Annotated in this window: 25 protein-coding genes and 1 riboswitch; of the genes, 9 read left to right on the top strand and 16 right to left on the bottom strand. The window is 65.4% G+C overall.

Annotation, left to right across the window (positions count from 1 at the left end; all coding sequences use genetic code 11):
• Positions 1 to 885, bottom strand: coding sequence for a hypothetical protein (locus VFG49_RS17205; protein WP_324862802.1), 885 nt, complete (start codon positions 883 to 885; stop codon positions 1 to 3).
• 64 nt (positions 886 to 949) lie between these two features.
• On the opposite strand from VFG49_RS17205, the gene VFG49_RS17200 reads away from it, so the two are divergent.
• Both VFG49_RS17200 and VFG49_RS17195 read left to right on the top strand, forming a co-directional pair.
• Positions 950 to 2,077 carry an FAD-dependent oxidoreductase gene (locus VFG49_RS17200; RefSeq protein ID WP_324862800.1) on the top strand — a complete coding sequence of 376 codons (1,128 nt, stop codon included), beginning with the start codon at positions 950 to 952 and terminating at the stop codon, positions 2,075 to 2,077.
• 132 nt (positions 2,078 to 2,209) lie between these two features.
• Complete coding sequence (locus VFG49_RS17195) at positions 2,210 to 2,575, top strand: hypothetical protein (RefSeq protein WP_324862798.1); 366 nt, start codon at positions 2,210 to 2,212, stop codon at positions 2,573 to 2,575.
• Positions 2,576 to 2,718: 143 nt separating this feature from the next.
• On the opposite strand, the gene VFG49_RS17190 is transcribed toward VFG49_RS17195, so the two are convergent.
• Positions 2,719 to 3,126 carry an acyl-CoA thioesterase gene (locus tag VFG49_RS17190; RefSeq protein WP_324862796.1) on the bottom strand — a complete coding sequence of 136 codons (408 nt, stop codon included), beginning with the start codon at positions 3,124 to 3,126 and terminating at the stop codon, positions 2,719 to 2,721.
• Positions 3,127 to 3,186: 60 nt separating this feature from the next.
• Here VFG49_RS17190 and VFG49_RS17185 point away from each other — a divergent pair, with 60 nt between their 5' ends.
• The 3 genes from VFG49_RS17185 to VFG49_RS17175 all read left to right on the top strand — a co-directional run bounded on the left by VFG49_RS17185 (position 3,187) and on the right by VFG49_RS17175 (position 6,314).
• Positions 3,187 to 3,540 (top strand): SMR family transporter, encoded by a 354-nt coding sequence (locus VFG49_RS17185; protein WP_324862794.1) that lies wholly within the window; start codon positions 3,187 to 3,189, stop codon positions 3,538 to 3,540.
• Entirely contained in the window at positions 3,530 to 3,862 is a 333-nt protein-coding gene (mdtI, locus tag VFG49_RS17180; protein WP_324862792.1) for a multidrug/spermidine efflux SMR transporter subunit MdtI, read from the top strand. Before VFG49_RS17185 ends, mdtI begins: the two co-directional genes overlap by 11 nt.
• 118 nt (positions 3,863 to 3,980) lie before the next feature.
• Positions 3,981 to 6,314, top strand: coding sequence for a S9 family peptidase (locus VFG49_RS17175; RefSeq protein WP_324862790.1), 2,334 nt, complete (start codon positions 3,981 to 3,983; stop codon positions 6,312 to 6,314).
• Between the two features lie 232 nt (positions 6,315 to 6,546).
• Here the strand turns inward: VFG49_RS17175 and VFG49_RS17170 are convergent, their stop codons facing one another.
• The 4 genes from VFG49_RS17170 to VFG49_RS17155 all read right to left on the bottom strand — a co-directional run bounded on the left by VFG49_RS17170 (position 6,547) and on the right by VFG49_RS17155 (position 11,705).
• On the bottom strand, positions 6,547 to 7,761 hold the full coding sequence (locus VFG49_RS17170) for an ABC transporter permease (RefSeq protein ID WP_324862788.1): 1,215 nt from the start codon (positions 7,759 to 7,761) through the stop codon (positions 6,547 to 6,549).
• Between the two features lie 8 nt (positions 7,762 to 7,769).
• Positions 7,770 to 9,074 (bottom strand): ABC transporter permease, encoded by a 1,305-nt coding sequence (locus VFG49_RS17165; protein ID WP_324862786.1) that lies wholly within the window; start codon positions 9,072 to 9,074, stop codon positions 7,770 to 7,772.
• A 128-nt stretch (positions 9,075 to 9,202) separates the two neighbouring features.
• On the bottom strand, positions 9,203 to 11,317 hold the full coding sequence (locus VFG49_RS17160; protein ID WP_324862784.1) for a M56 family metallopeptidase: 2,115 nt from the start codon (positions 11,315 to 11,317) through the stop codon (positions 9,203 to 9,205).
• A gap of 1 nt (position 11,318) precedes the next feature.
• Entirely contained in the window at positions 11,319 to 11,705 is a 387-nt protein-coding gene (locus VFG49_RS17155; protein ID WP_324862782.1) for a BlaI/MecI/CopY family transcriptional regulator, read from the bottom strand.
• A gap of 354 nt (positions 11,706 to 12,059) precedes the next feature.
• Here VFG49_RS17155 and VFG49_RS17150 point away from each other — a divergent pair, with 354 nt between their 5' ends.
• From VFG49_RS17150 to VFG49_RS17140, 3 genes are all read left to right on the top strand, one after another.
• The gene (locus VFG49_RS17150; protein ID WP_324862780.1) at positions 12,060 to 12,257 is read left to right on the top strand and encodes a hypothetical protein; all 198 of its coding nucleotides are present in this window, start codon (positions 12,060 to 12,062) and stop codon (positions 12,255 to 12,257) included.
• A 6-nt stretch (positions 12,258 to 12,263) separates the two neighbouring features.
• Positions 12,264 to 13,130 carry a prohibitin family protein gene (locus VFG49_RS17145; protein WP_324862778.1) on the top strand — a complete coding sequence of 289 codons (867 nt, stop codon included), beginning with the start codon at positions 12,264 to 12,266 and terminating at the stop codon, positions 13,128 to 13,130.
• A 157-nt stretch (positions 13,131 to 13,287) separates the two neighbouring features.
• Positions 13,288 to 13,758: a bacteriohemerythrin gene (locus VFG49_RS17140; protein ID WP_324862776.1), complete on the top strand. Its 471-nt coding sequence runs from the start codon at positions 13,288 to 13,290 to the stop codon at positions 13,756 to 13,758.
• A gap of 123 nt (positions 13,759 to 13,881) precedes the next feature.
• Here VFG49_RS17140 and VFG49_RS17135 read toward each other — a convergent pair whose 3' ends face one another.
• Together VFG49_RS17135 and VFG49_RS17130 are read right to left on the bottom strand one after the other, a co-directional pair.
• Positions 13,882 to 14,907 carry a ribonucleotide-diphosphate reductase subunit beta gene (locus VFG49_RS17135; RefSeq protein ID WP_324862774.1) on the bottom strand — a complete coding sequence of 342 codons (1,026 nt, stop codon included), beginning with the start codon at positions 14,905 to 14,907 and terminating at the stop codon, positions 13,882 to 13,884.
• Positions 14,908 to 15,042: 135 nt separating this feature from the next.
• Positions 15,043 to 17,532, bottom strand: a complete 2,490-nt coding sequence (locus VFG49_RS17130) for a ribonucleoside-diphosphate reductase subunit alpha (protein WP_324862772.1) — start codon at positions 17,530 to 17,532, stop codon at positions 15,043 to 15,045.
• 149 nt (positions 17,533 to 17,681) lie between these two features.
• Positions 17,682 to 17,895: riboswitch (cobalamin riboswitch) on the bottom strand.
• 224 nt (positions 17,896 to 18,119) lie between these two features.
• On the opposite strand from VFG49_RS17130, the gene VFG49_RS17125 reads away from it, so the two are divergent.
• Entirely contained in the window at positions 18,120 to 19,367 is a 1,248-nt protein-coding gene (locus VFG49_RS17125; protein ID WP_324862770.1) for a cation:proton antiporter, read from the top strand.
• A 104-nt stretch (positions 19,368 to 19,471) separates the two neighbouring features.
• Here the strand turns inward: VFG49_RS17125 and VFG49_RS17120 are convergent, their stop codons facing one another.
• The 8 genes from VFG49_RS17120 to VFG49_RS17085 form a co-directional block, all read right to left on the bottom strand.
• On the bottom strand, positions 19,472 to 21,544 hold the full coding sequence (locus tag VFG49_RS17120) for a M13 family metallopeptidase (protein WP_324862768.1): 2,073 nt from the start codon (positions 21,542 to 21,544) through the stop codon (positions 19,472 to 19,474).
• Positions 21,545 to 21,667: 123 nt separating this feature from the next.
• Positions 21,668 to 22,030, bottom strand: a complete 363-nt coding sequence (locus VFG49_RS17115) for a hypothetical protein (protein ID WP_324862766.1) — start codon at positions 22,028 to 22,030, stop codon at positions 21,668 to 21,670.
• A gap of 260 nt (positions 22,031 to 22,290) precedes the next feature.
• A complete protein-coding gene (locus VFG49_RS17110) occupies positions 22,291 to 22,821 on the bottom strand; it encodes an SRPBCC family protein (RefSeq protein ID WP_324862764.1) in 531 nt (176 codons plus the stop codon).
• A 15-nt stretch (positions 22,822 to 22,836) separates the two neighbouring features.
• Entirely contained in the window at positions 22,837 to 23,499 is a 663-nt protein-coding gene (locus VFG49_RS17105; protein WP_324862762.1) for a glutathione S-transferase family protein, read from the bottom strand.
• Between the two features lie 17 nt (positions 23,500 to 23,516).
• Positions 23,517 to 24,158 carry a YceI family protein gene (locus VFG49_RS17100; RefSeq protein ID WP_414649168.1) on the bottom strand — a complete coding sequence of 214 codons (642 nt, stop codon included), beginning with the start codon at positions 24,156 to 24,158 and terminating at the stop codon, positions 23,517 to 23,519.
• Between the two features lie 181 nt (positions 24,159 to 24,339).
• A complete protein-coding gene (locus VFG49_RS17095) occupies positions 24,340 to 24,672 on the bottom strand; it encodes a DHCW motif cupin fold protein (RefSeq protein WP_324862760.1) in 333 nt (110 codons plus the stop codon).
• A 27-nt stretch (positions 24,673 to 24,699) separates the two neighbouring features.
• A complete protein-coding gene (locus VFG49_RS17090) occupies positions 24,700 to 25,683 on the bottom strand; it encodes an NAD(P)-dependent oxidoreductase (protein WP_324862758.1) in 984 nt (327 codons plus the stop codon).
• A gap of 72 nt (positions 25,684 to 25,755) precedes the next feature.
• Positions 25,756 to 26,394, bottom strand: coding sequence for a flavin reductase family protein (locus VFG49_RS17085; protein ID WP_324862756.1), 639 nt, complete (start codon positions 26,392 to 26,394; stop codon positions 25,756 to 25,758).
• Positions 26,395 to 26,417 lie beyond the last annotated feature (23 nt).

The raw sequence follows: 26,417 nt of genomic DNA, 5'->3' as shown, positions 1-26,417 counted from the left end.
TCAAAGGCCCAGCTGCGACAACGCTTCGCGCATCGGTGCCACCGACACGCGCACGATGCCGGTCAACGGCGTATCCATTTCGAGGATCACGAAGATCGCGCCGGCTGCCGACAACGCGCAAAGCAGGAAAAAAAACACCACCGTCCCGTTGTGCGGCGCGAACAGGCCGAACGTGCCGAAGATGACGCACAGCCACGCACTGAGCACCAGCAGCAGCGGCATGGGAATGGTGCCGCGCTTCTGCATCAGGGCCAGCCAGCGCGCCGCGAACACCTCGTCGGTGATGTCGATGGCCCGTTCGCGCAGTTGCCGCTGCGCTTCCGTGCTGGCCGGCAGAGCGGCTAGTTGCTGCTGGAACTCGCTGACACGATGCAGCACCTGCGGACTGTCCAGCGAGGCCAGGGCATTGCCGCCGCCCGAATCGAGCAGATCGATCCAGCTGGCATAGTTGTGCTTGAGCTGCACGCGCAACGGCTGTGCCTCGGGGCCGTATTGCGCCAGCGAACGATCGAGCCTCAGCAGGTTGACCGCGTTGCGCTCCAGATCGCCGCTGACGGCATCGAAGGACGTCTTGGCCGAGGAGATCAGCAGGCCCAGCACCAGCGCGGCGATGGTGGCGATCAGGCCCGCCGCCAGCTTGATCGACGTGGCCGAATCCTCCGCCAGGTGATGCGCGGGAAGCCGCGTGCTGGCGAACATGCCGGCCAGCGCGCAACCGGACACGCTGACGAAGATGAGCAGGCAAGCCAGCAGGTGCGACATCGTTGGTCTCCCGTCGTGGTTGCCTGCGCCGCTCGCGAGCCCCGGCCGGCGCAGGTAGCCACCATTGTGCGACGAGCAGCCGTCGCTGGCATCCGGTCCGGTGTCGTCGCGCCCGCGATGCATCCTTGACGCTGCTTCAACGCCCGCGGACGGCAGACTGGTCGCGCACGGATTCCGGAGGCATGCCGTGGGTCCCGCACAACCGGCTGTGTTGATCGTGGGCGCCGGCCCGACCGGGCTGGCCGCGGCGCTGTTCCTGGCGCGCCGCGACATCGCCGTACGCATCATCGATGCACAGCCTGAACCCTCCAGCTATTCGCGCGCGCTGGCCGTCAACAGCCGCACGCTGGAGCTGCTGCGCGACACCGGCGTGGCCGATCGCATCATGGTGGAGGGCTGGTCGGTGAAGGGCGCGACCGTGCACGAACAGGGCAACGAGGTATTGGTGCTGGACCTGCCCGCTTCGCTGGGCGCGCGGCAGGCGATGACCGTGCTGCCGCAGGCGCGTACCGAAGCACTGCTCGCCGACGCGCTGCAGGCCCAGGGTGTCGCGGTGGAACGTGGCGTGCTGTGCCGCTCGGTGACCCAGGATGCATCGGAGGTCACGGCCGTGCTGTCGCACGGCGAGGGAAGGCATGAGCAGGTGCATTGTGCGCTGCTGTTTGCCGCCGATGGCGCACGCAGCGTCACGCGCCATGCACTGGGCCTGGGCTTTGATGGAAGCAGTCTTCCGGAGCCGTGGATGCTCTGGGACATCGAGATGCAGACGCCGCTGGATCGCTGGCGAGCCCACCTGCTGTTCGAACCCGATGGCTTCGTCTTTGTGTTGCGCCTGGCGGGCGAGGTGTGGCGCGTGATCGGCAACGGGGCCGATCCTCTGGCGGCGATGCGCCGCTACGCCACGCTGGGCAGCACGAGCTGGCATTCGCAGTTCCACATTGCCCATCGTGTCGCCGCGAAAGCGGCAGAAGGGCGCGTGGCCCTGGGTGGCGATGCGGCGCATGTGCATTCGCCCATCGGTGCACGCGGGATGAACCTGGGCATCGAAGATGCCTATGTCTACGCCGACTGCGCCGCGGACGCGCTGGCCGGCGACCTCTCGCGCCTGCACGAATACGCCACGCTGAGGCATGCGGTGCATGTGTCGGTGGTGCGCCGCATTGGAGCCGCCACGCGGCTGGTGCACGGGCGTCCCCAGTGGTTGCGCTGGGTTCGCGACGAAGTGGTGCCGGTGGCCGGGCATCTTGGTTTCGTGCGGCAGCTGATGATGCGAACGGTCGGCGGCCTCGACCATCAGGTGAAGACCCATGCATGAATCGCCTCAAGTTGCCGTCATCGCTGCCGATAGCCGGGGAAGCGCGCCGCCTGTCCGCGGGATACCGGCACGCTTTCGGTCCGGCATGCCGGCGCCGTCGTTGCACCTGTCTGATGGGAAGTCGTTAGCCGCATGACCGCTCACAAGCCTCACTCCAAGGGAAACGTGGACTGGAGCGATCCACGCCTGGCCGACCTGCTGCGCCGTTCGGAAAGCTGGAAGCTGGACAACCGTGGCCACTACGCGCCCAAGGTCGTGCAGATCCACCTCGGCTGGGGCGCGACCACCGCACGTCCCGCGATCCTGGTGTGGGAACGCGATCAGGTGATGATGCTGGAAACCCAGTTCGCCATCCCCACGGGCGAGCACGTGCGCGTGGACGAGCCGCGCGGCGAGACCTTGCGCAGCCTGTGGGGCATCGTGGCGGAAACCCGTGAAGGTTTCCGCGCCGAAGACCGCGAGAACGGCATCCACCTGCACTGGCTGCATCTGCGCTGAAACACGAGAGCGCCCCCCTGTAGAGGCGCACTGCATCTGTGCCTGAGGCGGTACAAACCCGCTCCCCTGTAGGAGCGCACCCAGTGCGCGAAAAGCCAACAGCGCGATGAAGCCGTGCATTCCCAACTTCGCGATGGAATTCCTCAGGCCACCGGCAACGCCGGCACCGTGGCGGGCGCGCCGTTGGAATCGAGCGCCACCATCACGAAGCGCCCCGTCGTGCACACGCGTCGATCGCCGGTGAGCGGGTCTTCGGCGGTCAGTTCCACTTCCACCGTCATCGAGCTGTGACCCACCTGGACGATGCGCGCCACCAACTCCGCGAGCTGGCCCTTGCGTACCGGTGTGCGGAAATTCACCTCTTCCGAGCGCGCCGTCACCACGGTGCGACGGGCATGCCGAGAGGCCACGATGAAGGCGGCCTTGTCCATCCAGGCCAGCGCCTGGCCGCCGAACAGCGTGCCCAGGTGGTTGGTGTGATCGGGGAAAACCATCTCCAGCATCCGTGCTTCGGGAAGTGGGAGGGCGGTGTCGGCAGTCGCTTGGTTCATGGCGTGGTCGGCAGGGAGGCGGTTACGATCTGACCGGGGGCGCGGGAAGAGGAGATCCACATGCGCTACTGGCTGTTCATGGTTGCCGCCATTGTCACCGAAGTCATCGGTACGTTGGCGATGAAATACGGTGCCCATCACGCGTCGCATGCGATGGGCCTGGCGGTGATGTACGTGATGCTGGTGGTGTCCTATACCAGCCTCGCGCTGGCGGTGAAGCGCATTCCGCTGGCGGTGGCCTATGGCGCCTGGGAAAGCCTGGGCCTGGTGCTCATCACGCTGTGCAGCGCATGGTTGTTTGCCGAAGACCTCAGGCCCACCAAGCTCATCGCCATCGCACTCATCATCGCCGGCATCGTGCTGCTGGAGCGTGGCACCGACGAGGGCGAACACGGAGGCGGCCATGCTTCCTGAGTTCGAGCCCATCCATCTGCTCTATCTTGCCATCGCCATCGTGCTGGAGATCGCCGCCAACGTGCTGATGAAGCAATCGCATGGCTTCGCGCACAAGCGACCCGCGCTGTCGGCCATTGTTTGCGCGCTGCTGGCGTTCACTGCATTGAGCTACGCCATCAAGGGCATCCAGCTGTCCGTGGCCTACGGCATCTGGGGCGGCGTGGGTCTCATCGCCACCACCCTGCTGGGCATGACCCTGTTCGGCGAGCACCTGCGTGCCTCCGGCTGGGCCGGCCTGGCGCTCATCACGGCCGGCGTTTGCCTGCTGAAGTTCGCCTGAGGCTGGAGGGATACGGGACCAATGGCAGGGGTCCGTACCGGCCGCCGTCAGTAGGATGAAAGGTTGAACGCGGCGCCCACGACGGCGTCCGTCACAAGCAGCAGACTGGGGAGAACGCATGGTTCCGATGAAACACGGGTCGCGCCTGCTGGGCGCGCTGGTGCTGGGTGCACTTTCGACAGGCGCGGCCGCACAGGGTCGCACGCTCACCAATGACGACTACGCCAAGGCCGAGCGCTACGTGGGCTACAACGCCACGCCGCTGGTCGATCACGCCGTCACCAGCGTGATGTGGCTGGACAACGGCCACTTCTGGTATCGCGACCACGACGCCAAGGGCGATCACTACCTGCGTTACGACGCAGCCACCGGCAAGGCCACGCCGCTGTTCGACCAGGCGCGCCTCGCGGCGGCGCTGGGCAAGGCGCTGGGCAAGCCGGTCAAGGCCGACAAGCTGGGCATCACCGGCTACAGCGAAACCGCCGACGGTCATTTCGATGTTGCCATCCGCGGCAAGCACTACCTGTGCGATGCCAAGGCCGCCGCGTGCACCGTAGGCAAGGACGAGAATGCCGAAGCCGTGGGCAGCGAGCCCGGCGAACTGTCGCCCGACAAGCGCAGCGAAGCCTTCGTGCGCAACTGGAACCTGTGGGTACGTGACATCGCCACCGGCAAGGAAACCCAGCTCACCACCGACGGCATCGAGAACTACGGCTACGCTACCGATAACGCGGGCTGGAAGCACACCAACAAGGCCATCCTGGTGTGGTCGCCCGATTCGAAGCAGATCGCCACGTTCCAGCAGGACCAGCGCAAGACCGGTGACATGGTGATCGTCGGCACCAACGTCGGCCACCCGAAGGTGGAGAAGTGGAAGTATCCGCTGGTGGGCGACAAGGACGTGACGATGATCGAACGCGTCATCGTCGACGTCGGCAGCCACAAGACGCTGCGCCTGAAGATGGAACCCGACCAGCACCGTTCCACCCTGTGCGACGACGTCAGCTGCGGCCGCGACGGCGGCTGGGATGACGTGCAGTGGGCGCCGGATGCCAGCTCGCTGGCCTTCGTGTCGTCCTCGCGCGATCACAAGCAGGCCCGGTTCCGCGTGGCCGACGTGCACACCGGCGCCGTGCGCACCGTGTTCGACGAAAGCGTGCCCACCTACTACGAGAGTGGCAACGGCAAGGTCAACTGGCAGTACCTGCCCCAAAGCCACGAAGTGGTGTGGTTCAGCGAGCGCAACAACTGGGGCAACCTGTACCTCTACGACCTCGACAGCGGCAAGCTCAAGCACGCCATCACCACCGGCGAAGGCAACGTTACCGAAGTACTCAAGGTCGATGCGAAGTCGCGCACGGCGTGGTTCCGTGGCGTGGGTCGCGAGCATGGCGTCGATCCGTATTACCAGCAGTTCTACAAGGTGAGCCTGGACGGCGGCGCAACCACGCTGCTGGCGCCGGAAGCGGCCGACCACACCATCAGCCTGTCGCCGGATGGACGTCTGTTTGCCGATGCGTATTCCACGCCGACCACCGCGCCGGTGACGGTGCTGCGCAGCGCCGACGACGGCCACGTGGTTGGCAGCATCGCCAAGGCCGACATCTCGCGCCTGCTCGCCACCGGCTGGAAGGCGCCCGAGCCGTTCACGGTGAAGGGTCGCGACGGCAAGACGGACATCTACGGCCTGATGTTCAAGCCGACGAACTTCGATCCGTCGAAGAAGTATCCGATCGTCGACTACATCTACCCGGGCCCGCAGACCGGCTCGGTGGGCTCGCGCAGCTTCGCCGCCGCGCGTGTCGATCACCAGGCGCTGGCGGAGCTGGGCTTCATCGTGGTGGCGATGGACGGCATGGGCACGCCGTGGCGTTCCAAGGCCTTCCATGACGCCTATTTCGGCAACATCGGCGACAACACGTTGCCCGACCAGGTCGCAGGCCTGAAGGAACTGGGCAAGCGCAATCCATGGATCGACATGGATCGCGTGGGCATCTGGGGCCACTCCGGCGGCGGCAACGCCACGGGTACGGCGATGTTCCGCTATGCGGACATCTTCAAGGTCGGCATCGCCGAGAGCGGCAACCACGACAACCGCAACTACGAAGACGACTGGGCCGAGAAGTGGCAGGGCCTGTTGACCACCGACAAGGACGGCAAGGGCAACTACGACGACCAGGCCAACCAGAGCCACGCCGCCGGCCTCAAGGGCCATCTGCTGCTGGCTCACGGCACCATGGACGACAACGTGCCGCCGTACGAAACCTTGCTGGTGGTCGATGCGCTGATCAAGGCCAACAAGGACTTCGACCTGCTGTTGATCCCCAATGCGCACCACGGCTATGGCTCGGCCAGCAACTACATGATGCGCAAGCGCTGGGACTACTTCGTGCGCAACCTCGCCGGCGACACGCCGCCGAAGGAGTACACGATGACGCCGCCGAAGGATTGAGGCCCCAAAGCCTCTCTCCTTTCAGGGTTGCCGCAACGAGCCCCTCTCCCTTTGGGAGAGGGGTGGTGGCAATGCGTTTACGGTGGTGAGGGTGCGCACTTGTGGCACGTCCGAGGAAAGCGCTCCCAAGGGTGCCTGGTCCGCCTGCCGGCACCTTCTCTCCCACAGGGACTACCTTCGGGTCGCCGGAGGGAGAAGGCTTTCCGAGATCAAGCCTTGAGGCTTGGCCCCTCTACCCCGACCGCGTCGCCACCACCGGCGGCACCGAAGCCGCGCGACGCGCCGGCCCCAGCACTGCCAGCTGACCAAGCAGCCATAGCGCGACGGCTCCCAGCGGCAGATAGAACACCGGCAGTCGCTGCAACGCATAGTGCTGCATCAGCAGCACATTGAGCGCATAGGCCAGCACCACGCCGATCGCGATGCCGCCGCTTACGATCATGAAATTCTCGGTCTGCACGTAACGCAGGATGTCACGCCGCGTCGCACCCACCGCTCGACGAATGCCGATCGAGCGCCGGCGCTGCTGCACCCAGAAGCTCGCCAATCCCGCGATGCCCGCGGCCGTCACCAGCAGCAAGCCCAGGGCGGCGGCGAGCAGCAGGCTGATCATGGTGCGGTCACGGCGGAAATAGTCCTCGCGCAGCTGCATGAACGTCTGCGGCCGTCGCAACACGCGGTTGCCGTCCAGCTGCGCCAGGCGCGCCATCGCCTGCTGCAGCACGCGCTCGCGATCCTGCGGTGCCGTGCGCATCACGTAGGTCACGCTGCTGCCATCCGGCAGCATGGGAAATACCGTGGCGTATTCGTTGCCCGCGGATTCATCCAGCATAGGGCGCAGCAGGTGGCCGACGACGCCCACGATGCGCACCGGCCCGTCGCCGGGATAGATCACCTTGCCCAGCGGATCCTGGCCCGGAAACAGCTGCTGCGCGAGCGCACGCGTGACGATGGTGGCCGGAACCTTGTTGATGCCGTCCCAATCGCGCGTGCTGCCCACGGGCAGATATTCGTCGGGAAGAAAGTCTCGACCGGCGACCAGGCGCAGGCCTAGCGTGTCGAGCTCACCTCGCGTGCCGTTGAATGCCGTGGCCACCGCGCGCATGTCGCCCTTGGGTTCCAGCGCGATGCCGTTGCTCCAGTTGTTGCTGTTGAACGGCAGTGCATCGATGGCCGCCGCCGAACGCACGCCGGTCAACTGGCGCAAGGCGGCGAGGTCGGTATCGTGACGGACGAGCGGGTCCGAGCTTGCATCGACGTTGATGCTTTCCAGCATCACCAGTTCGTCTTCCGCCACGCCGCTGGGCAAGCCCAGTTGCGCGACGCGATGGCCCAGGATGGCCGCCACGTTGCAGACGATGGCGCAGGTGAGCGCCACCTGCATCACCATCAGCAGCACGGTGAGCTTGTGGCGCCCCAGGCTGGCGAGCAGAGGCGAATGCGGCATGGCGATCCTCACTGGGTCTTTAGTTGCAGGGCCGGGGCGATGCGGCACGCACGCCACGCGGGCAGCAGGCCCGCCAGTGCGCCGGCTGCCAGCGCGAGCGTGAAGGTGGCCAGCAACATCCCCGCATCCATGTGCGCCAGCTGCGCGTAGCCATCCGGTCGCTGGCGCACGCTCCACAGACCGAGCATCGCCACCAGTACGCCGAGCAGTCCTCCGGCGAAGCCGATCACCGACGACTCCACGCCCAGCTGCAGGAAGATGTCCCGCCGCCGCGCACCGAGCGCGCGGCGCACGCTGATTTCACCGCTGCGACGCAGGAACGTCGCCAGCAGGAGACCCATCACGTTGAGCATGCATACCAGCAGGAAGCCGACCGATAGCGACAGCTGCAGGCGCAGGTCATCGGGTATCGCGTGCTGGTGCGCCAGCCAGTCCATCAGCCCGTAGAGCTGCACATCGACCGGCCGCGGCAGTCGACCATGCGCCTGCTGCTCGCGCCAGTAGGCGGTGAGGAAGGCGCGGTACGCATCGACCTTGGCCGCGTTGTCCAATTGCACCCAGAACTGCAGCCAGCTGCATTGATCGCTGGTGCGCCCGTCACCGCTATCGCCCCAGCACGAAAGCCTGCCGGCGAAATCCAGCTTGAGGTCCATCGCCGTCTGCAGCGGCAGGAAGAACTGGTCGCTGCGGCCGAAGATGCGGCTATCCATCTGCGCATAGAACTGCGGCTGCGGCTCCCATGTGTCGAGCACGCCCACCACGCGGAAATCGGCGTCCTTCAGGCGCACCGTGCGGCCCACGGCATTGGTTTCGCCAAACAGCTTGCGGCTGAGCTCGCGGCCGAGCACCACCACATGCGCACGCTGTGCATCGTCCTGTGCCGTCCATCCGCTGCCACTGAGAAAAGGCGTGTCGAACATCGCGAAGAAGTCGGCGGTGGTGTAGCGGCCCGTCTCGTAGAACGGCAGGCCGCCACCTTGCGTCGGTCGCAGCGGCACCGCGCCCCCGGCCATCGCGGCCTGCCGGCCGGCTCGCGCGGCGCGCAGCAGGTTCATCGCGTCGGGCCAGGTGAAGCTTCCATCCTGCTGCGGCGCGCTGGCGGACTGGCCGCGGTCGAGCGGGCGTGGATCGATCACCGGTACGAACAGCTTGCCGCTGCGTCCAGGCAGCGGGTCGCTCGCCAGCACATGGAACACGGTAATCATGGTCATGCTGGCACCGATGCCCAGCCCGATCACCAGCACCATCAGCGCCGCCAGCGCCTTGTTCCTGCGGAAGCTGGACGCGGCGATCGTCGCGTAATAGCCGAGCATCGCTGTTCCTCGTCGATACGGTGGACGGATCGGGCGCGAAAGCTCTCCTCCCGCGGTCCCGGGTTGTGCATGGTGAACGTATGTGATGCCTCGCGCCGCCATCGGGGCGGCGCGTCACGCGGTGTGCTTCAGCGCAGGCTGATGGGCTTGGCCGTGCCCTTGGCGATGGCTTCTTCGAGCAGCTTTTCCATCTGGCTGTCGGCCTTGCTGCTTTCGCTGCGCTCGCGCACTGCCAGTGCACGTTGCTGACGCTCCAGCTCCTCCTGCTGACGGGCCAGCTCTTCCTGCTCGCGCTGGAATTCGCGATCCTGGGCCGGATCTCGTTCGCGTTCGGTCAGGGAGCGGATCTGGTTGTCGATCGCGCGGACCTGCGCGTCCATCACGCGAAGATCCTCGCCCGTGACACCTGGCTTGGACGCCAGTTCCTCGCGTTGCGACTGCAGTTCCTCGCGCTGCGATTCCAGCGTGACATGGCGTGCCGCAATTTCGCCCGCCTGCGAGGCCAGTTCGCCCTGGCGGCTGGCCATGCGGCTCTGGATGCTGGCAATGCGCGCCTCCTGTCCAGCGATGCGGCCTTCCATCGAAGCAAGCTCGTGCATCGGTGCATAAGCGGTGCGTGCACGTTCGATGGTAGAGGTGTCGCGCACGACATAGGCCTGGTTGCCGCGGCGGAACCACAGCAGCGGTTCGGAACCTTTGCGCTCACGCTTCGCGGCTTCCACATCACGATCGGTGCCGCTGACGAGGATGGTGCTGGCCTTGTCGTCGAACAGCGCAAAACCGTTCTCTGCATCGCTGTCGATATCGATATCGACGTGGTGACCACTCATGCCGACTGCTGGTGCAGGCGGTGCCGGAGGCGCCGGCGGTGGCGGCAGCGGCGCTGCGGGCCGTGGCGCCGCAGGTGTCGGTGGCGTGGGGGGCGTCGGCGGCGTGATCGGCGTGGCAGGTGTCGGCGGTGTCGCCGGCACTGGCGGCGGTGCCCAGCCATAGGACGACTGGCCGGCAGCCGCAGCCTTCGACGCAGGCGCTGCCTTGGCGGCAGGCGTCGGCGTCGCTGCGACCGCGGGTGCGGCACTGACCGCTGGCGTTGCCTTGGCTGCGGGCGCAGCCTGCACCACCGGCTTTGCCGCCGGCGTCGCGACGGACGCCGCCGGCGCGGGTGCCGATGCATCCACGGCTGCCTCTGTCACGCGGTAAGGCAACACGCCGGCACAGGCGACCACCGCGATGAGCAGCGCACTGCGCAGGCGCGAGGTGGCGCCCTGCGAAACACCCTGCAGCATGCTCAGGCGACGCTTGAGGTTGAGGAAGGTAGGCGATGCGCCGGCCAGGCCCGCATGCAACGGATGCGCTACGCCCAGGCGCAGCAGCAGGCGGCCGTAATCCTGCGGTGCGGCGTGATGCTGCTGCATGACCTGTGCGTCACAGGCGGCTTCGCGATTGAGTGCGTACTCGCGCATCGCCCACGCCACCAGTGGATGGAAGAAGAACACGCGTTGCGCGACGGCCGGCACCCAGCCGAGCCAGAGATCGCCGCGGCGCAGATGAGCGAGCTCGTGCGCCAGCGCCAAAGCGGTTTCTTCGTCCGTCAGCGCATGATCGGCGGGCAGCAACACGACCGGCCGCCACCAGCCGCTGACCTGCGGCGAGCGGATGTCGTGCGACACGCGCAGCGACGGACAGCGGCGCAGGCCCATGGCACGCGCCTGTGTGCGGCAGGCTTCCTGCAGCGCCGGGTCATCGAGCACGTCCGATGCGCGCAGCACGGCACGTGCCTCGCGCCAATGGCGGGCCGCCATCACCAGCTGCACCAGCACGCCGGCCATCCATAGGGAGAGCAGGATGTTCTGCCAGGGCAAGCCGCCGCCGGAAGGGCTCGCTTCCTGCAGCAGCGAAACCATCACGGCGTCATCGTAGGTTGCGGCTGGCGCGGAAGATCCGCCGCCGAAGCTGCCGATGCGGTGTTCTCTCGGCGCAACGTACGTCGGCGTGAACGACTGGGCCACCGGCAGCGCGGCGGAAGGCGGCGAAAGCAGCGGCAATGCCACCGGCGTCGGCAGCGCCAGGCCGGTCAGCACCTGCAGGCCCACCAGCCACCACAGCAGCGAACGCGTCGCGGCGGACAGGCGCGGGAGCTTGCGGCAGATGAGCCAGATGACGCCGATCAGCAGCGCCGCCTGCAGCGATGTCCAGCCGAGGCGGACGAGCAACGTGTCCATCAGCGAGGGCAGGGCACTCATCTCAATTCTCCTCGCGCTGCGACTGCAGCCGTGCAACCAGCGCTTGAAGTTCGGCCAGCTCGGTGTCGCTTACCTTGCCGCGTTCGGACATCCACGCGACGAACGGCGACACCGAGCCGCTCAGTGTTTTCTCCACGAACTGGCCCACGGCGCTGCGCATCACCTCGCCCGGACCGGTGGCCGGACTGTAGCGGTACACGCCGGCCACCTGGCGGCGTCGCAGGTACGACTTGCCCCGCAGTCGCTCCATCATGGTCAGCACGGTGGAACGCGCCAGGCCGCGCGGTTCGCCATAGCCGGTGGCCACTTCCCCCACCGACGCGTTGCTGTATTGGGCGATGTACTGCAGGAGCGCCAGCTCCTGGTCGCCGATGGTTGCCTTGCCCATTGCACGATCCTTGGTGACTACATCTGTAGTCACGCTACCCCTTGACTACAGATGTAGTCAATAGGTCGTTGGGCAGTTTTTTGCGGCCAACTCGCTTGTTGCAATGCACAAAAAGCGGAGTAGACTGCGCGCCGTCCTCACCCAGATATGCGCACCGGAGTGCGCCCATGAAGACTCTCTCCTTCGCTTTCGTGAACCTGCCTGGCCTCGCAAGGCCACCTCGGCAACTCGCGACCTAGCGAACCTGGATGCCATGCCCGCAGCCGATGCGCACCGTTGCGCCTCGATGATCGTGCGGACGCCTGGACGTCCAAACCGGCACTCGCCGCTGACCTGAAACCCACGGGGAAAACCATGAAGACGCTTGTCGACTGGCTGGCGCATCGGCTGTGGCCGTTCGTCGTCTGCCTGCTGCTGTACGTCGGTTTTATCGGACCGGAACTCATCTCCGCCTCCAGCACGATGGCCGTGCTTGCAGGCCTGCTGATTCCGGCGTTGCTGGTGGCCTGGGGCATCGTGCTCCTGCGCCGCGGTTTCACCCACAAGGAATGACTTGCCATGAAACGCGTATTGACGTTGTCGCTCTCGCTCGCGGCGCTGCTGCTGGCGTCCTGCTCCAAGGTGCCGGCGGGCAATGTCGGTGTGAAGTTCCAGATGTATGGCGACGACAAAGGCTCGCTGCAGGAACTGCCGCCGGGACGCTACTGGGTGGGCTGGGGTTATGAGATGTACACCTTCCCTACGTTCACTCAGACCTACACGTTCACGCGCTCCGCATCCGAAGGCCGGCCGGTGGACGAATCCATCAGCTTCCAGACGGCGCAGGGCCTGACCGTGAATGCCGACGTGGGCATCACGTACCACATCGATCCGACCAAGGTGACGCTCATCTTCCAGAAATACCGCAAGGGCATCGACGAAATCACGGATGTGTACCTGCGCAACATGGTGCGCGACGCGCTGGTGAAGGAGACGGCGAGCCTGGACATCGAGTCGGTGTACGGCAAGGGCAAGGCCAACCTTATCGAAACCGTGCAGCGCGATGTGAGCAATGAGGTCGCTCCCGTAGGCATAGTGATTGAAAAGGTCTACTGGATCGGCGAGCTTCGCTTGCCCGAAAACGTGGTGCAGTCGATCAACGCCAAGATCCAGGCCACGCAGATGGCCGAGCAGCGGCAGAACGAAGTGGCTCAGGCGCAGGCCGAGGCGCAGAAGGTGGAGGCCGAAGCGCAGGGCCAGGCGCAGGCGCGCATCACCATCGCCGAGGCGGAAGCCAAGGCTATCGCGCTCAAGGGCGATGCATTGCGCCAGAACCCGAACGTGGTGCAGATGTCCGCCATCGAGAAATGGGATGGCCGCCTGCCAACCTACAGCGGTGGGGCACTGCCCTTCCTGCATCTCAACGCACCTGATGCCAGCAAGTGAGCAGTACGCCGGCCGTGCCTCGCCCGCACGGCCGGCGTTCATCGCGCGGCATAGTGCCGCTATGGCAAACCACGGCGGATTTGATTGACCAAGGTCAGGCCGCCACCGAAAAAAATGGCCGCCAATAGCCAGACCACTGCACAAGGGAGAGTGCGATATGGCCTATATGGTCTGGCAAGATGATCTGAACACCGGCATCAAGGTCATCGACAACCAGCACAAACGCATCGTGGAAATGATCAACCACCTGCACGATGCCATGGATCACCACGATCGACACGAACTCAGCGACATCCTCGATGAGCTGGTCGATTACACGCTGTCCCACTTCACCTTCGAGGAATCGTTGATGGAGGACGCGGGCTACGAGTTCACCCGTGCGCACAAGCGCGTGCACGAAGTGTTCGTCAAGCGCGTGTCCGAATACCGTCTGCGCTTCCGCGCCGGCGAGGACATCGGCAGCGAGCTTTTGCACACCCTGTCACACTGGTTGTTCAATCACATCCGCAACGACGACAAGGCCATCGTGGATGCGGTGCGACGCCACCTGCATCAGGTTGGCGCGGAGGAACACGAAGGCGGTTGGCTGTCACGATCGCTGCGTCGGGTTTTTGGTGTGAGGGTCTGATACCAGGCCCTGTTTCAACGCCTGCCTACGCCCCGCAACCGAGCGGGTGATGCCGGGCCCAGCCATACCACCCACAGAAGCAAGGGGCATGGCGCCACGCACGTCGCCGCGCGGCGTGGGCGATCAGAACGCCATGTCGAAGGCGACTTCGCCCTGCACGCCCACCTGGTAGGCGGAGACGCGCCGCTCGAAGAAGTTAGTCACTTCCTGCACGTCCTGCAGATCCATGAAGTCGAACGGATTCTTGGCGCCGTACTTCTTCGGAAGGTCTAGCTGGGCAAGGCGCTGGTCGGCGCAGTATTCCAGATACTGGCGCATGTCCTTCACCGACAGGCCGGCCACGCCGCCGGAAAGCACGTCCTCGGCGAACTGCGTTTCGCAGGCGATGGCGTCCTCCAGCATTTCCTCGATCTGCGCGCGCATATCTTCGTCGAACAGGTCGGGCTCCTCGGCGCGCACCGTACGCACCACGTCAAAGGCGAATGCCATGTGGCAGCTCTCGTCGCGAAACACCCAGTTGGTGCCCGACGCCAGGCCGTGCAGCAGGCCTCGCGAACGCAGAAAGTACACGTAGGCGAACGCGGCAAAGAAGAACAGGCCTTCGATGCATGCGGCAAAGCAGATCAGGTTGAGCAGGAACTGGCGCCGATGCTCGCGCGTTTCCAGCTTCTGCAGGTTCTGGATGGAGTCAATCCACTTGAAGCAGAACTCGCCCTTCTGGCGAATCGACGGAATGTTCTGGATCGCCGCGAACGCCCTGTTGCGCTCGTTCGGGTCGGGAATATAAGTGTCGAGAAGCGTGAGATAGAACTGCACATGCAGCGCTTCCTCGTACAGCTGGCGCGATAGGTACATGCGCGCCTCGGGCGCATTGATGTGCTGGTACAGGTTGAGCACCAGGTTGTTCGCCACGATAGTGTCGCCGGTGGCGAAGAACGCGACCAGGCGATGGATCAGGTGGCGATCCGCGTCGGACATCTTGGACTTCAGGTCGGTGACGTCCAGCGAAAAATCCACCTCTTCCACGGTCCAGGTGTTCTTGATCGCGTTGCGGTACATCTCATAGAACTCGGGATAGCGCATCGGGCGCAGGGTGAGTTCGAAGCCGGGATCGAGAATGTGCTGGTTGCGTTCGGGTTGGGCGGACATGGTGTTCCTCAAAAGATAACGGTGGTGCATCGCTCCCTCCCCTGCGTGTAGCAGGGGAGGGCTGGGGAGGGGTAACGCCGCGCCTAAGAGCGACCCCCTCCCAGCTTCCCCCTGCCAGCAGGGGGAAGCTGGGCGTTACTGGCACGCCTCGCAATACTCCGGATTCTCCAGCGAACAGAACACCGCTGCCGTCGCCTGTTCCTGCTCCGGCACCGGCGGCGCAGTCTTGGTTGCCGGCACCGCCGAGACCGTGGTCTTGGTGATCTTGGTGGCCGGACGCGAACGCAGGTAATACGTGGTCTTGATGCCGGACTTCCACGCGTACATGTACATGGAGCTGAGCTGGCCGATGTTCGGGTTCTCCATGAACAGGTTCAGCGACTGGCTCTGGTCGATGTAGGCACCGCGCGCGGCGCCCAGGTCGATCAAGGCTTTCTGCGGCAGCTCCCACACCGTGCGGTAGATGGTGCGCAGGCGTTCGGGAATCGCACTGATGCCCTGGATGGAACCCTCGGCCAGCTTGATCGCGTCGCGCACTTCAGCCGTCCAAAGTCCCAGCGTCTTGAGCTCTTCCACCAGGTAGCGATTCACCACCAGGAAATCACCCGACAGCGTCTCGCGCTTGAACAGGTTGCTCACCTGCGGCTCGATGCATTCGTAGCAGCCGGCAATGGAAGCGATGGTGGCGGTCGGCGCAATGGCGATCAGCAGCGAGTTGCGCAGGCCCTTGATCTTGATCGATTCGCGCAGTTCGTCCCAGCGAGCCTTGTCGTTGGGTTGCGCGTTCGACCAGTAGTCGAACTGCAACTCGCCGTTGGCGGCACGGCTTTCGGCAAAGCCCGGGTGGGCACCGAACTGCGCGGCCAGTTCGTTCGACTGCGACAGTGCGTTGAAGTAGATCTCCTCGGCGATGCGGGTGGACAGCGCCAGCGCCTCGGCCGAGTCGAAGGCCAGGCGCAGCTTGAAGAACACGTCCTGCAGGCCCATCACGCCCAGTCCGACCGGGCGCCACTTGTTGTTGGCGACCTTGGCGGTGTCGATCGGATAGAAGTTGAGATCAATCACGCGGTCCAGCTGGCGCACCGCGGTACGCACGGTGGCGGCAAGCTTGTCGAAATCGAATCGACCGTCCACCACGTGGCGCGACAGGTTCACCGAACCCAGGTTGCACACCGCTGTCTCGTCGGCATTGGTGACTTCCAGGATCTCAGTGCACAGGTTGGACAGGTGGATGACGTTCTCGGCCTTGGCCGTCTGGTTGCTGGTGGCGTTGCTGCGATCCTTGAAGGTCATCCAGCCGTTGCCGGTCTGCGCCAGCGTGCGCAGCATGCGGGCGTACAGTTCGCGGGCCTTTACCTTCTTCACGGCGAGGCCGGCGGCTTCCGCCTCGCGGTAAGCCTTTTCGAACGTCTCGCCCCAGCTGTCGACGAAGTGCGGCACCACCTTGGGATCGAACAGCGACCATTCGCCGTCAATTTCCACGCGGCGCATGAATTCGTCGGGAATCCAGTTGGCGAGGTTGAGGTTGTGCGTGCGGCGCGCTTCGTCGCCGGTGTTGTCGCGCAGTTCGAGGAATTCCTCGATGTCGCCGTGCCATGGTTCCAGGTACACGCAGGCCGCGCCCTTGCGCTTGCCGCCCTGGTTCACCGCCGCGACCGACGCGTCGAGCGTCTTCAGCCACGGCACCAGGCCGTTGGAGTGGCCGTTGGTGCCCTTGATCAGCGATCCACGCGAACGCACGCGCGAGTAAGCCAGGCCGATGCCGCCGGCAAACTTGCTGAGCTTGGCCACATCGCCGTACTTCTCGTAGATTGATTCCAGCGAATCAGCCGGCGAGTCGAGCAGGAAGCAGGAACTGAGCTGTTCGTGCGCGGTGCCGGCGTTGAACAGCGTCGGCGAGCTGGCGATGTATTCCAGCGACGATAGCAGGCGATACAGCTCCAGCGTCTCGCCGATCTCGCTGCCGCCCAGTGCGCAGGCAATGCGCATGAAGAAGTGCTGCGGCGTCTCGATCACCAGGCGCTTCTGCGGATGGCGCAGCAGGTAGCGGTCGTACACCGTGCGCAGGCCGAAGTATTCGAAGCGGCGCGTGGCGAGCGGATCGACCGCGTCGTTGAGCTTGCGCGCATTGGTGGCCACGAAGTCGCGCAGGCGATCGTTGAGGATGCCCAGTTCCGCGCCGCGCGCGATCGACTGCGAGAAGCTCTGGATTTCCTGGCCGCTCACTTCCTTGTCGATGAATGCACCAAGCAGGCGCGCGGCGAGCTGACCGTATTCGGGCTCCTCCGCGGTAAGTGCCGCGGCAGTGCGGATCGACAGCTGATCCAGTTCCTGCGTGGTGGCGCCGTCGTACAGTCCGCCAATGGTCTTGAGTGCCACGCGCATCGGGTCGACTGCATGCAGGCCTTCGCTGCTGCGGGTCACGGCGCGCACGATCTTGTTGACGTCCACCACTTCCTGGCGACCGCTGCGCTTGGTCACGCGCATCTGGCCCGGGTTGTGCGGCGGCGTCAGGGCGAACGGCGTGTCCGCACGGGGAGCCTCAGCCACAGCGGCATCGGCGGGAAAGGCGGCATCCGCACGATCGTCTTCACGTTCGCGCGCGGTGGTATCGATAGGTTGCATGGCGACTTCGCTCCAAGCGTGGTCATCAACCGCCTGCTCCCGCGCGCAGGGCTGAAGGGTGCGAATTCCACGGACGGTCGATCGGCAGGGCTGCTGCCCCGCGCATCGACGCGCCTCCCCGCGGAAGCCGTCACCACTCACCGCGGCGCTATGGCCACGATGTGTCGGCAGGTCTTCGGACTTGCGGACTTGGGTCTTGCGACCCGGCCTACTCGCTCCCGCTTCCCAGCCGCTGAGGGCCAGTGCGTTGTTGGCTTTCGTTTCCGCTTACCGCTGCGGGGCAGCTCCGGAATTTCACCGGATTCCCTCAAGCCAGCCTCAGATGGTTAGTCTGAGAGTGGCACCGACGGGGCACAACATATCGGGCTGATCCGGGTGGGTCAACCCAATAACTTGTGGATGGGGCGTGGATAACTGGAAAAAGGCGAGGCGGCTGGGAGGTTTATCTCGCCTTGGGAATTTTGCTCGCGAGGGCCGCCCAAGGCCGGGTGGCTCGCGGACCGGGCCGACGCGCCGGACAGCAGCGTTGCGGCGCGTTCCGTCGCCATGCAAGCTGCCGGTTCGTCTCGCGGGGAAGGGATGGGTTGATGGGGCATCCGCTGTTGCTCGTCCAGCTGCTGGTGATCGTGGTGGCCTCGCGGCTGCTGGCTTGGCTGTTGCGCTGGCTGGGCCAACCGGCCGTGGTGGGAGAAATGCTGGCGGGACTGGCGCTGGGGCCGCTGCTGTTCGGCATGCTGGCGCCGTCGTGGCAGGCGCGCCTGTTTCCGGCCGCCAGCCTTGGCGCCCTGCAGAGCCTGAGCACACTGGGCCTGGTGTTGTTCATGACGGTGGTGGGCGCCGAGCTGCGCGTGCCGCGGGGCAGTCGCCTGCTGCGACCAGCCATGTGGGTCGGCGGGCTGGCCTTCGTGCTGCCCGGCCTGCTGGCGCTTGGCGTTTCACCGTGGTTGTTCCGCGGCTATGCGCCTGTCGGCGTGTCATATGGGCCGTTTGCGATGTTCATGGCCACGGCTTGCGCGATCACGGCGCTGCCGGTGATGGCGCGCGTCGTGAAAGAGCGCGGGCTCACAGACAGTCTTCCGGGTCGCCTGGGCATCGCCGCTGCTGCCGTGGCCGATGTACTGGCCTGGGTGGCGCTGGCCCTGGTGGTGGCGTTGATCAGCGCGCACGGCGACTGGCTGCCGTTCTGGCGAACCATCGCTGGGCTGGTGCTGCTGCTCGGCGTTGCCTGGGTCGTGTTGCGTCCGTCGTGCGCATGGCTGCTCTCGAGGCATGCGCCCGATGGGCATGCGAATGGCGCAGTGCTCGCGTTCCTGTTGGCCGGCGCGATCGGTTGCGCGGCGATCACCGAATGGCTGGGCTTGCACGCCGTGTTCGGCGCATTCCTGTTCGGCCTGTGCCTGCCGCGCGATGACCGTTTGCTGCAGGGCCTGATCGAGCGCGTGGAGCACGTCACGCTGGCGACCCTGGTACCGGTGTTCTTTGTGCTCGCAGGGTTAAGCACTACCGCGCAGCTGTTGAGTGCGGACGCCGGCTTGGCCTTGGGCCTCGTGCTCACTGTTTCCATCCTCGGCAAGCTCATCGGGGGCACCCTCGGCGCGCGCGTTTCCGGGCAAGGCTGGCGCGACAGCCTGGCCATCGGCTCGCTGATGAACGCGCGCGGCATGATGGAACTCATTGTGATCAAGGTGGGCCTCGACGCCGGCGTGATCACGCCGGCGATGTTCACCATCCTGCTGGTGATGGCCATTGTGACGACGATGATGACAACGCCGATGGTGGTGGCTTTCCATCGTGATAGCACGGCGCCGGAAAAACGCGGCGACCTGTCGGGCTAGAGGGAATCAGGCGCCTTGCAGGAGCGGCGGTACGTCCGCGGAGGACGAGCGCAGCAACGGTGGCGGCAACCCAAGGGTTGCCGCCCTGTCATCCATGCGAGACGTCACCAGATCCGCACCCGCTCCTTCGGATCGAGATAGAGCTTGTCGCCCTGCTGCACGCCAAACGCCTGATACCACGCGTCGATATTGCGCACCGGACCATTCACGCGGAAGGCGCGGGGCGAGTGCGGGTCGCTGGCGACCTGGCGGCGGATGGCGTCGTCGGTGAGCTTGCCGCGCCAGGCCTGGGCCCAGCCGAGGAACACGCGCTGGTCGCCGCTGAGACCGTCGATGACTGGCGCGGGCTGGCCGTGCAGCGAGGCGTGGTAGGCATCGAGCGCCAGCGTGAGGCCGCCGAGGTCGGCGATGTTCTCGCCCATGGTGAGGCTGCCGTTGATGTGCACGCCAGGTAGCGGTTCGAACGCGTCGTACTGCGCGCCGAGTTTTTTAGCCCGCTCGTCAAAGGCCTTGGCGTCGGCCGCTGTCCACCAGTCGCGCAGGTTGCCGTCGGCGTCGAACTTGCGGCCTTCGTCATCGAAGCCATGCGTGAGTTCGTGGCCGATCACGCCGCCGATGGCGCCGTAGTTGATGGCCGGGTCGGCGTTGGGATCGAAGATCGGCGCCTGCAGGATGGCCGCGGGAAACACGATGTCGCGCAGCGAGCCGTTGTAGGCATCGTTGGTCTGCGGCGTCATCGACCAGTCGCTGCGATCGACCGGGCCGTTGAGTCGGTCGACGTAGAACGACCAGTCCGCCTGCGCGGCGCGCAGCACGTTGCCGGCGAGGTCGTCATTGCGCAGCTCGACTTTCGAGTAATCGCGCGGATGATCCGGGTAGCCCACCTTGATGGTGTAGGTGTCCAGTTTGCGCAGCGCTTCTTCGCGCGTCTTCGGACTCATCCAGTCGAGCTTCTCGATGCGCGCGCGGTAAGCCGTCTTGAGGTTGCCGACCAGTTCCTCGATCTTGGCCTTGGACGAGGCGGGGAAGTAGGTGGTGGTGTAGAGCTGGCCCACGCCCCAGCCAAGATTGCCGAAGCAGTCCAGCCGTTCGCCCACGCCGCAATCGCCTCCGGACACCGCATGCACGCCGCGCTTCCATCGCACCTGCTGTTGCTGCTGGCCGGTGAGCGTCTTGCCGCGCATGCCGAAGTACGCATCCTGGAACGGCTTGGACAGGTAGTACGCCGCGTTGTCCGCGATGTGTGCTGCCTGCCATGCCTGCAGCGTGGCGACCGGCGTGTGCGCATACAGCGAGGTGAGTTTCGGAAACGCGGTTTTTTCCGCCACCACGATGCGCTTGAGATCACCCAGCTGTGCAGACTTCAGGAATGCCGGCCAGTCGAAGCCCGGCGCCAGCTTCTGCAGCTCAGCGATGCTCACGGGGTTGTACATTGCCACCGGATCGCGCTGCTGCACCTTGGTCCAGCTTTCCTGCGCAATGGCGGTTTCGAAGGCGACCACGTCCTTGGCCGCGGCGGCCGGCTGCGGCCAGTTCACCAGAGTGAGCAACTGCTCGACATACGCCTGGTACGCAGCCTTCTGCTTGGCGAATTCCGGCTTGAGGTAGTAATCGCGGTCGGGCAAACCCAGGCCGGCCTGCGTGAGGTACACGGCGTAGCGCTTGGTGTCCTTGAGATCGGTATCCAGCACGAAGTTGAACAGCGTGCCTTCGAAGTCGATGTTGGTGCGCCCCATCAGGCCTGCCAGCGAATCGCGCGTGGTGGCCTTGCGCACGGCATCCAGCTGCGGCTCGATCGGCTTGGCGCCCAGCGCGTCGATGCGCGCTTCGTCCATGTACGACCGGTAGAACGCGCCGACCTTGCCTTCCAGCGTATCGATGGCTGCGTGCTTTTTCGCCGCCGACTCCATGATGTCGTGCAGGTGCTGCTCGGTGAGGTCGGACATCGCCAGGCGCAGGCTCACGGCCGGTTTGTCGGGCGGTATCGGCGTGTGCTCCAGCCACGTGCCGTTGGCGTAGCGGAAGAAATTGTCGCCGGGCTTTACCGATGTATCGGCGCCTGCCCGGTCAAATCCCCACGTGCCGTACTGCGGCTTGCCGGAGGCAGGGTCGGCGGCGTGCGCCGTTCCCCAGGCCAATGCACCGATACAAGCGACTGCCAGGATCCTGCTGACCATAGCCCCTCCCGCAAGGTTTGAGTGCCGGCATGGTCGCATGCGCGGCGGCGCTCGCCAGTGCTGAAAGGGGTAGGGTGGCGATTTTGGCCATCCATGGCCATGCGCGTGGCTTGCCGGCGTGAATCAGCCGTCGGTGCGCTGCTTGTGGATGTGCTTGCTGTCCTTGTTCAGGGACTTGTTGAGGTTCTTCTGTTCCTGCCTGGTGAGATGCCCGCCATGTTCGGCTTCGTCGCGGCTTTCGCGTGCGGCGATGTTGGAGTCGTGCTTCTCGTCGCGCGCGGCCTGCTTGGCGTTGATCTGGCCATCGGCGACACCGTTCTGGATGCGATCCTGCTGGTTGTCCAAGCGCTGGTTCACCTCGCTGACGCGCGGATGGCCGGGGATGTTGTCCGGTGACGTGGACTGGGCCATGGCTCCGGCGCTGGCGAGCGTGGCGAGCATGGAAAAGGCGATCAGGGCGAAGCGCGATGTCGTGGTGTTCTTCATGGCTCGTGTCCCTCGGGTCCTCAGGTTGGCGTGGGCGACCATGCGCGGCGTGGCCGGGCAGGTGGCGATGGATCGTGTTACCCCTGGCCACCCGCGACGGATGGCTTGGACCGGGAAACGAGGACCGAAAGCGTCGGTTGACGCTGCCGACGCTGCCTGCGGCGGGATCGTTCAGCTGCAGGCAGGTCAAGGAAGACAGCGCGCAAGCCACATGTCAGTTATGCGGCATGTTCGCGACTGCCGTTGCGCTTGAGTGGCGCTCAGGTCGTGCCTTCCGCCATGGCGCGAAGGTTCACCAAGCCTTCCTCGAAATCCCTGCCGACCATGTGATCGATGTTCATCACGAGGCCCATCAGCTTGCTGGTGAAAGGGGAGCGCCCATGCATCGCCCAGGTGACCTTGGTGCCATCGCCACGCGGTTCCAGCAGGAACTCGGCGGTGTTGCTGGCCTTGAACGGCGCGAAGAAGTCGAGCTTGATCTCGATGCGCGAAGACGGGGTGGACTCGGTGATCTCCATCCGGCCGCTGCCGATGTTCTTGTTGCCGTTCCAGCCGTACACCGCGCCTTCGCCGGCACACGCGCCTTCGTAGCTGCGCTGCATGGCCGGGTCTTTCTTTTCGTAGGGCGACCACGACTGCCAGCGATGCAGGTCGTTGATGAAGGGAAAAACGCGTTCGGGCGATGCATCGATGGTGGCTTCGCGCTGGATGCGGAACTGGTCGGGACGGCGTGCGGCGATCACCAGCACGACACCGATGGCAAGCAGGAAAATGATGAGTGCAGTAAGCATGTGTGGCTCCATGGTTCAGGCGTGCGCCGCTTCGCGCGGCACGAGATGCATGTAGGGCTGGGCTTCGGCCAGCACGCGCGAAAACGCCGGGCGCTGCATGAGGCGAAGCAGATAGGCGGCCAGACGCGGGTGCGCGTCTTCCAGCGGAATGACCAGGTTGGCGTAGAACAACGCGGGTGAGGCTGCGCAATCGGCCATGCTGAAGGCATCGCCCACCATCCACGTGCGTCCTTCCATGTCGCGTTCGAGCACGTCGTAGGCTACGCGCAGCCGGTCGCGCGCCTCGGCCACGCCGTAGTGGTCATGCTGGCCTGAAGGACGCAGGCGATCGGTGACCACCTTCTGCATCGTCTCGTTGACGTAGATGTCGAAGAAGCGGTCGCGCAGGCGCACCTCGCGGGCGAGATCAGGGTCGTCGGGAATCAGCGTCACCGGGCCCCGGTAACGCTGGTCGAGATACTCGATGATGATGCTGGATTCGGGCACCAGGCAGTCGCGCGTGGCGTCATGCAGCAGCGGAAAGCGACCGATGGGCCAGAGCTTGTAGAACGCCGCGCGTTCCTGCGCATTGCCGAGATCGACCTGGTGCGCGCGAAACGGCGTGCCGTTCTCATACAACGCGATGAGCGGCTTGTGGCAGAACGATGCGAGTGGATGCATGTAGAGCGTGAGTGACATGGTTCTCTCCGGTGCCGTCAGCGGGACGCGGCGGCGCTTGCCGCCTTGCCGCCGCCGTTGTCGTCGATCAGCGCCTCGACCTGGATGCGCAGCGCGACGTCCATGCTGAAACCATACGCCTTGCCGGCTTCCATGCCGAAGGCGTCGCGCTGGAAGGTGGCGCTGGCATCGGCACCGCAAAGTTCGCGCTTGAGCATCGGGTGCGGCATGCACTTGAACGAACGGATGGCCAGGTCGAGCGGGCGCGTCACGCCGTGCAGGGTGAGTTCGCCGGTGACCTTGGTGGGCGCGTCGTTGACGAAGCCGCCGAGCTTGCCCTTGTAGGTGGCGGTGGGGTACTTCGCCACGTCGAACAGTTCGTTGCTGCGCGCCGCCTCGTTCATCTTGTCCAGGCCGAAATCCACGCTGGATGCATCCACCGTGATATCCACGCTGCCGGTGCCGGCGGCCTTGTCCAGCGTGACCTTGCCGCTGGTGCTGTTGAACTTGCCGCGCCAGGTGGACAGGCCACCCAGATGGTCGGCCTCGAAACTGGGATAGGTGTGGGCGGGGTCGATGGTGTAGGTAGCGTTTGCGGCGTGTACCGAGCCGCCAAGGGCTGACGCCATGAGAAGGCTCGCCAGCGCGGCGTGGCGGGTTGCGGTGGACAAAGCGGTCATCGTCGACTCCTGAGGTGAGGGGCAGGCACGGCCGCTCCAGCGGCGCACTCATCTCAATGACGAACGGGCAGGGCGGCTTTCGACATCGTCGCCGCAGATCATCTCCCGAGCCGCGCCGCCGGGCAGGGCGGCGGGTCACGGCTCGGCAGTTGCCCCGCGCCCGCGCAGTATCAAGCCTGGCTCAGTCGACAACGAAGAGCCGGGCACCCGTGGGCGTGGAGGAACGGTGCGCCGCGTCGCCAAAGTCGGAAACCTGATAGCTCATGCCGGGCGTGAGCACGAAGCGCCGGCCGTCCTTCAGTTCGGAATGCAGCTCGCCTTCCAGCACGTAGAGCACGTGGCCGCGATCGCACCAGTGATCGGCGATATAGCCCGGGCTGTATTCCACCATGCGCACGCGCAGGTCGCCGGCGGTGAAGGTTCGCCAACGCGCCTCGCCCGCCTTGCCGGGATGGTGCGTGACGGGTACGTCGTTCCAGTCGGTCAGGGTGAGCGGCAGCGCGGGAATCTTCACAAGGATGCGTCCGGGAGCGTTGGATGGCTATTCGACCGGATACGGTCCGTCGGCAAACGCTTCGGCGTGATAGCCCTTGGCGCCCACCAGGCGCGCCAGCGGGCTGCGTATGTCGTCGCCCGCATCCAGCCGATCGATCAGGGAGGCGAAGTCGTGGCGCGGCTGCCAGCCCAGTTCGTTCCGCGCGCGCTCGTTGACGTAGACGCGGTCGATGCCCGGCGCCATGGTCCATTTCAGCCGTGTGTATGTCGCCGCGTAGGCCGGCACGCGATGCTGCAGGACGTCAGGCACCTTCGTGCGTAGCGCCGCCATGTCGTCCGGCTGGAACGGGGTGGTGGCGCTGATGATGTAACGGCGAAAGCCCAACGCGGTCGCCCGTTGTGCGGCCAGCAGGTGCGCGCTCACCACGTCCTCGATGTCCACGCGACGATGCAGGTACTCGTTCACCTTCAGGTTGTCGTCGCTGTAGCGGGCACGCACATCGCGATCGTCGTCTTCCTCGGGAAAGAAGCGCGAGGTGCGCAACACCATGCAAGCAAGCCCCTGGTTGCGCTGGAACAGCTGGCAAAGATCTTCTGCGGCGGCCTTGGTCACGCCGTAGATGTTCTTGGGGAGCGGCACGATATCCTCGGTAATCCACGCAGCAGGCTCGCCCGTCGGTGGCACCAGCGCATCGCCGAACACGCTGGTGGTGCTGGTGTAGACGAACGATGCCACACCGGCTGACACGGCCTCTTCCAGCACGTTCAGCGTGCCGGTGAGGTTCACATCGATAAAGGCCTGCCTGACGTGCGTTGCCACGTGCGGCTTGTGCAGCGTGGCCGGATGGAACACGTGGTGCACGCCGGCCATGCAGCGCTTCACGGTGGCGCGATCGACGATGGAGCCGAGCGACGTCGTGAACGGACCTTCGACCACGTCCAGCCCGATCACTTCGTGGCCCAGATCGCGCAGCGTGCGTGCGAGTGCTTCGCCGAGATGACCGGAGCTTCCCGTGACGAGCATGCGCATGGACAAGAATCCCTGCCGACGTAGGAGCGCGATCCTAGCATCGCGCGGGCGCGCGAGATCCGGTGCCACATGTCATGTCTCGGCCTTGAATGTCTTGCCCAGGGCGCGCCCGCGGCCGACGTAATGGCGGAACAGATAGAACAGCGGCTGGTAACGTCGCGGGTCGATGTGGTTCGAGCCGGGCACCGTGACGTCGTCATGGGCATGCACGCGCAGCACTTTCAGCTCCGCCATGACATAGCCGCCCGCACTGTTTCGCCATGTCTGCAGGGGGCGTTCGATCGCCATCAGCAAGCGCGCTTCCAATTGCAGCGGACATTCCGCGATGCGTGGCGCATCGACCGTCACCGAGGGCGCCGTGTGCAATCCGGCCAGGCCGAACTTGTCCGCTTCATGGCGATAGCCGGCGTCGCGCTTCCACGCGGGCACGATAGGCCTGCCTGTCGTGGGCGCCATCCGCTCCACTGCGTCGCATAGCTGCTCGCTGGCAAGGTTAAGCACGCACTCGCCTTCGCGCTGCAGGTTGGCAAGGCCTTGGCCGCCGCCGGACAGGCCGATCACCACGCGATCGGCAAGTGCCCATGCCGACGACATCGGCGTGATGTTGGTCGATCCGTTGGGATTGCGCGTGGTGATGAGTACCACCGGCGTGCCGAAGTAGAGGATGGAGGGATGGATGATGCGTGTGTCGGGTGCGCGATAGATGTCCATACGGACAGTCTGTGGCGTGGCAG

This window comes from Dyella sp., assembly GCF_035685885.1.
Classification (GTDB): Bacteria; Pseudomonadota; Gammaproteobacteria; order Xanthomonadales; family Rhodanobacteraceae; genus Dyella.
This window is presented reverse-complemented; position numbering and strand designations above follow the sequence as displayed.

What these genes read in the sequence shown, in the direction of transcription:
- VFG49_RS17205 (WP_324862802.1), bottom strand. Translation starts at nt 885, where the DNA reads ATGCATCGCGGGCGCGACGACACCGGACCGGATGCCAGCGACGGCTGC.
- VFG49_RS17160 (WP_324862784.1), bottom strand. Translation starts at nt 11,317, where the DNA reads ATGAGTGCCCTGCCCTCGCTGATGGACACGTTGCTCGTCCGCCTCGGC.
- VFG49_RS17195 (WP_324862798.1), top strand. Translation starts at nt 2,210, where the DNA reads ATGACCGCTCACAAGCCTCACTCCAAGGGAAACGTGGACTGGAGCGAT.
- VFG49_RS17155 (WP_324862782.1), bottom strand. Translation starts at nt 11,705, where the DNA reads ATGGGCAAGGCAACCATCGGCGACCAGGAGCTGGCGCTCCTGCAGTAC.
- VFG49_RS17190 (WP_324862796.1), bottom strand. Translation starts at nt 3,126, where the DNA reads ATGAACCAAGCGACTGCCGACACCGCCCTCCCACTTCCCGAAGCACGG.
- VFG49_RS17135 (WP_324862774.1), bottom strand. Translation starts at nt 14,907, where the DNA reads ATGTCCGCCCAACCCGAACGCAACCAGCACATTCTCGATCCCGGCTTC.
- VFG49_RS17145 (WP_324862778.1), top strand. Translation starts at nt 12,264, where the DNA reads ATGAAACGCGTATTGACGTTGTCGCTCTCGCTCGCGGCGCTGCTGCTG.
- VFG49_RS17125 (WP_324862770.1), top strand. Translation starts at nt 18,120, where the DNA reads ATGGGGCATCCGCTGTTGCTCGTCCAGCTGCTGGTGATCGTGGTGGCC.
- VFG49_RS17185 (WP_324862794.1), top strand. Translation starts at nt 3,187, where the DNA reads ATGCGCTACTGGCTGTTCATGGTTGCCGCCATTGTCACCGAAGTCATC.
- VFG49_RS17120 (WP_324862768.1), bottom strand. Translation starts at nt 21,544, where the DNA reads ATGGTCAGCAGGATCCTGGCAGTCGCTTGTATCGGTGCATTGGCCTGG.
- mdtI (WP_324862792.1), top strand. Translation starts at nt 3,530, where the DNA reads ATGCTTCCTGAGTTCGAGCCCATCCATCTGCTCTATCTTGCCATCGCC.
- VFG49_RS17115 (WP_324862766.1), bottom strand. Translation starts at nt 22,030, where the DNA reads ATGAAGAACACCACGACATCGCGCTTCGCCCTGATCGCCTTTTCCATG.
- VFG49_RS17140 (WP_324862776.1), top strand. Translation starts at nt 13,288, where the DNA reads ATGGCCTATATGGTCTGGCAAGATGATCTGAACACCGGCATCAAGGTC.
- VFG49_RS17165 (WP_324862786.1), bottom strand. Translation starts at nt 9,074, where the DNA reads ATGCTCGGCTATTACGCGACGATCGCCGCGTCCAGCTTCCGCAGGAAC.
- VFG49_RS17105 (WP_324862762.1), bottom strand. Translation starts at nt 23,499, where the DNA reads ATGTCACTCACGCTCTACATGCATCCACTCGCATCGTTCTGCCACAAG.
- VFG49_RS17110 (WP_324862764.1), bottom strand. Translation starts at nt 22,821, where the DNA reads ATGCTTACTGCACTCATCATTTTCCTGCTTGCCATCGGTGTCGTGCTG.
- VFG49_RS17175 (WP_324862790.1), top strand. Translation starts at nt 3,981, where the DNA reads ATGGTTCCGATGAAACACGGGTCGCGCCTGCTGGGCGCGCTGGTGCTG.
- VFG49_RS17085 (WP_324862756.1), bottom strand. Translation starts at nt 26,394, where the DNA reads ATGGACATCTATCGCGCACCCGACACACGCATCATCCATCCCTCCATC.
- VFG49_RS17100 (WP_414649168.1), bottom strand. Translation starts at nt 24,158, where the DNA reads ATGACCGCTTTGTCCACCGCAACCCGCCACGCCGCGCTGGCGAGCCTT.
- VFG49_RS17090 (WP_324862758.1), bottom strand. Translation starts at nt 25,683, where the DNA reads ATGCGCATGCTCGTCACGGGAAGCTCCGGTCATCTCGGCGAAGCACTC.
- VFG49_RS17150 (WP_324862780.1), top strand. Translation starts at nt 12,060, where the DNA reads ATGAAGACGCTTGTCGACTGGCTGGCGCATCGGCTGTGGCCGTTCGTC.
- VFG49_RS17130 (WP_324862772.1), bottom strand. Translation starts at nt 17,532, where the DNA reads ATGCAACCTATCGATACCACCGCGCGCGAACGTGAAGACGATCGTGCG.
- VFG49_RS17170 (WP_324862788.1), bottom strand. Translation starts at nt 7,761, where the DNA reads ATGCCGCATTCGCCTCTGCTCGCCAGCCTGGGGCGCCACAAGCTCACC.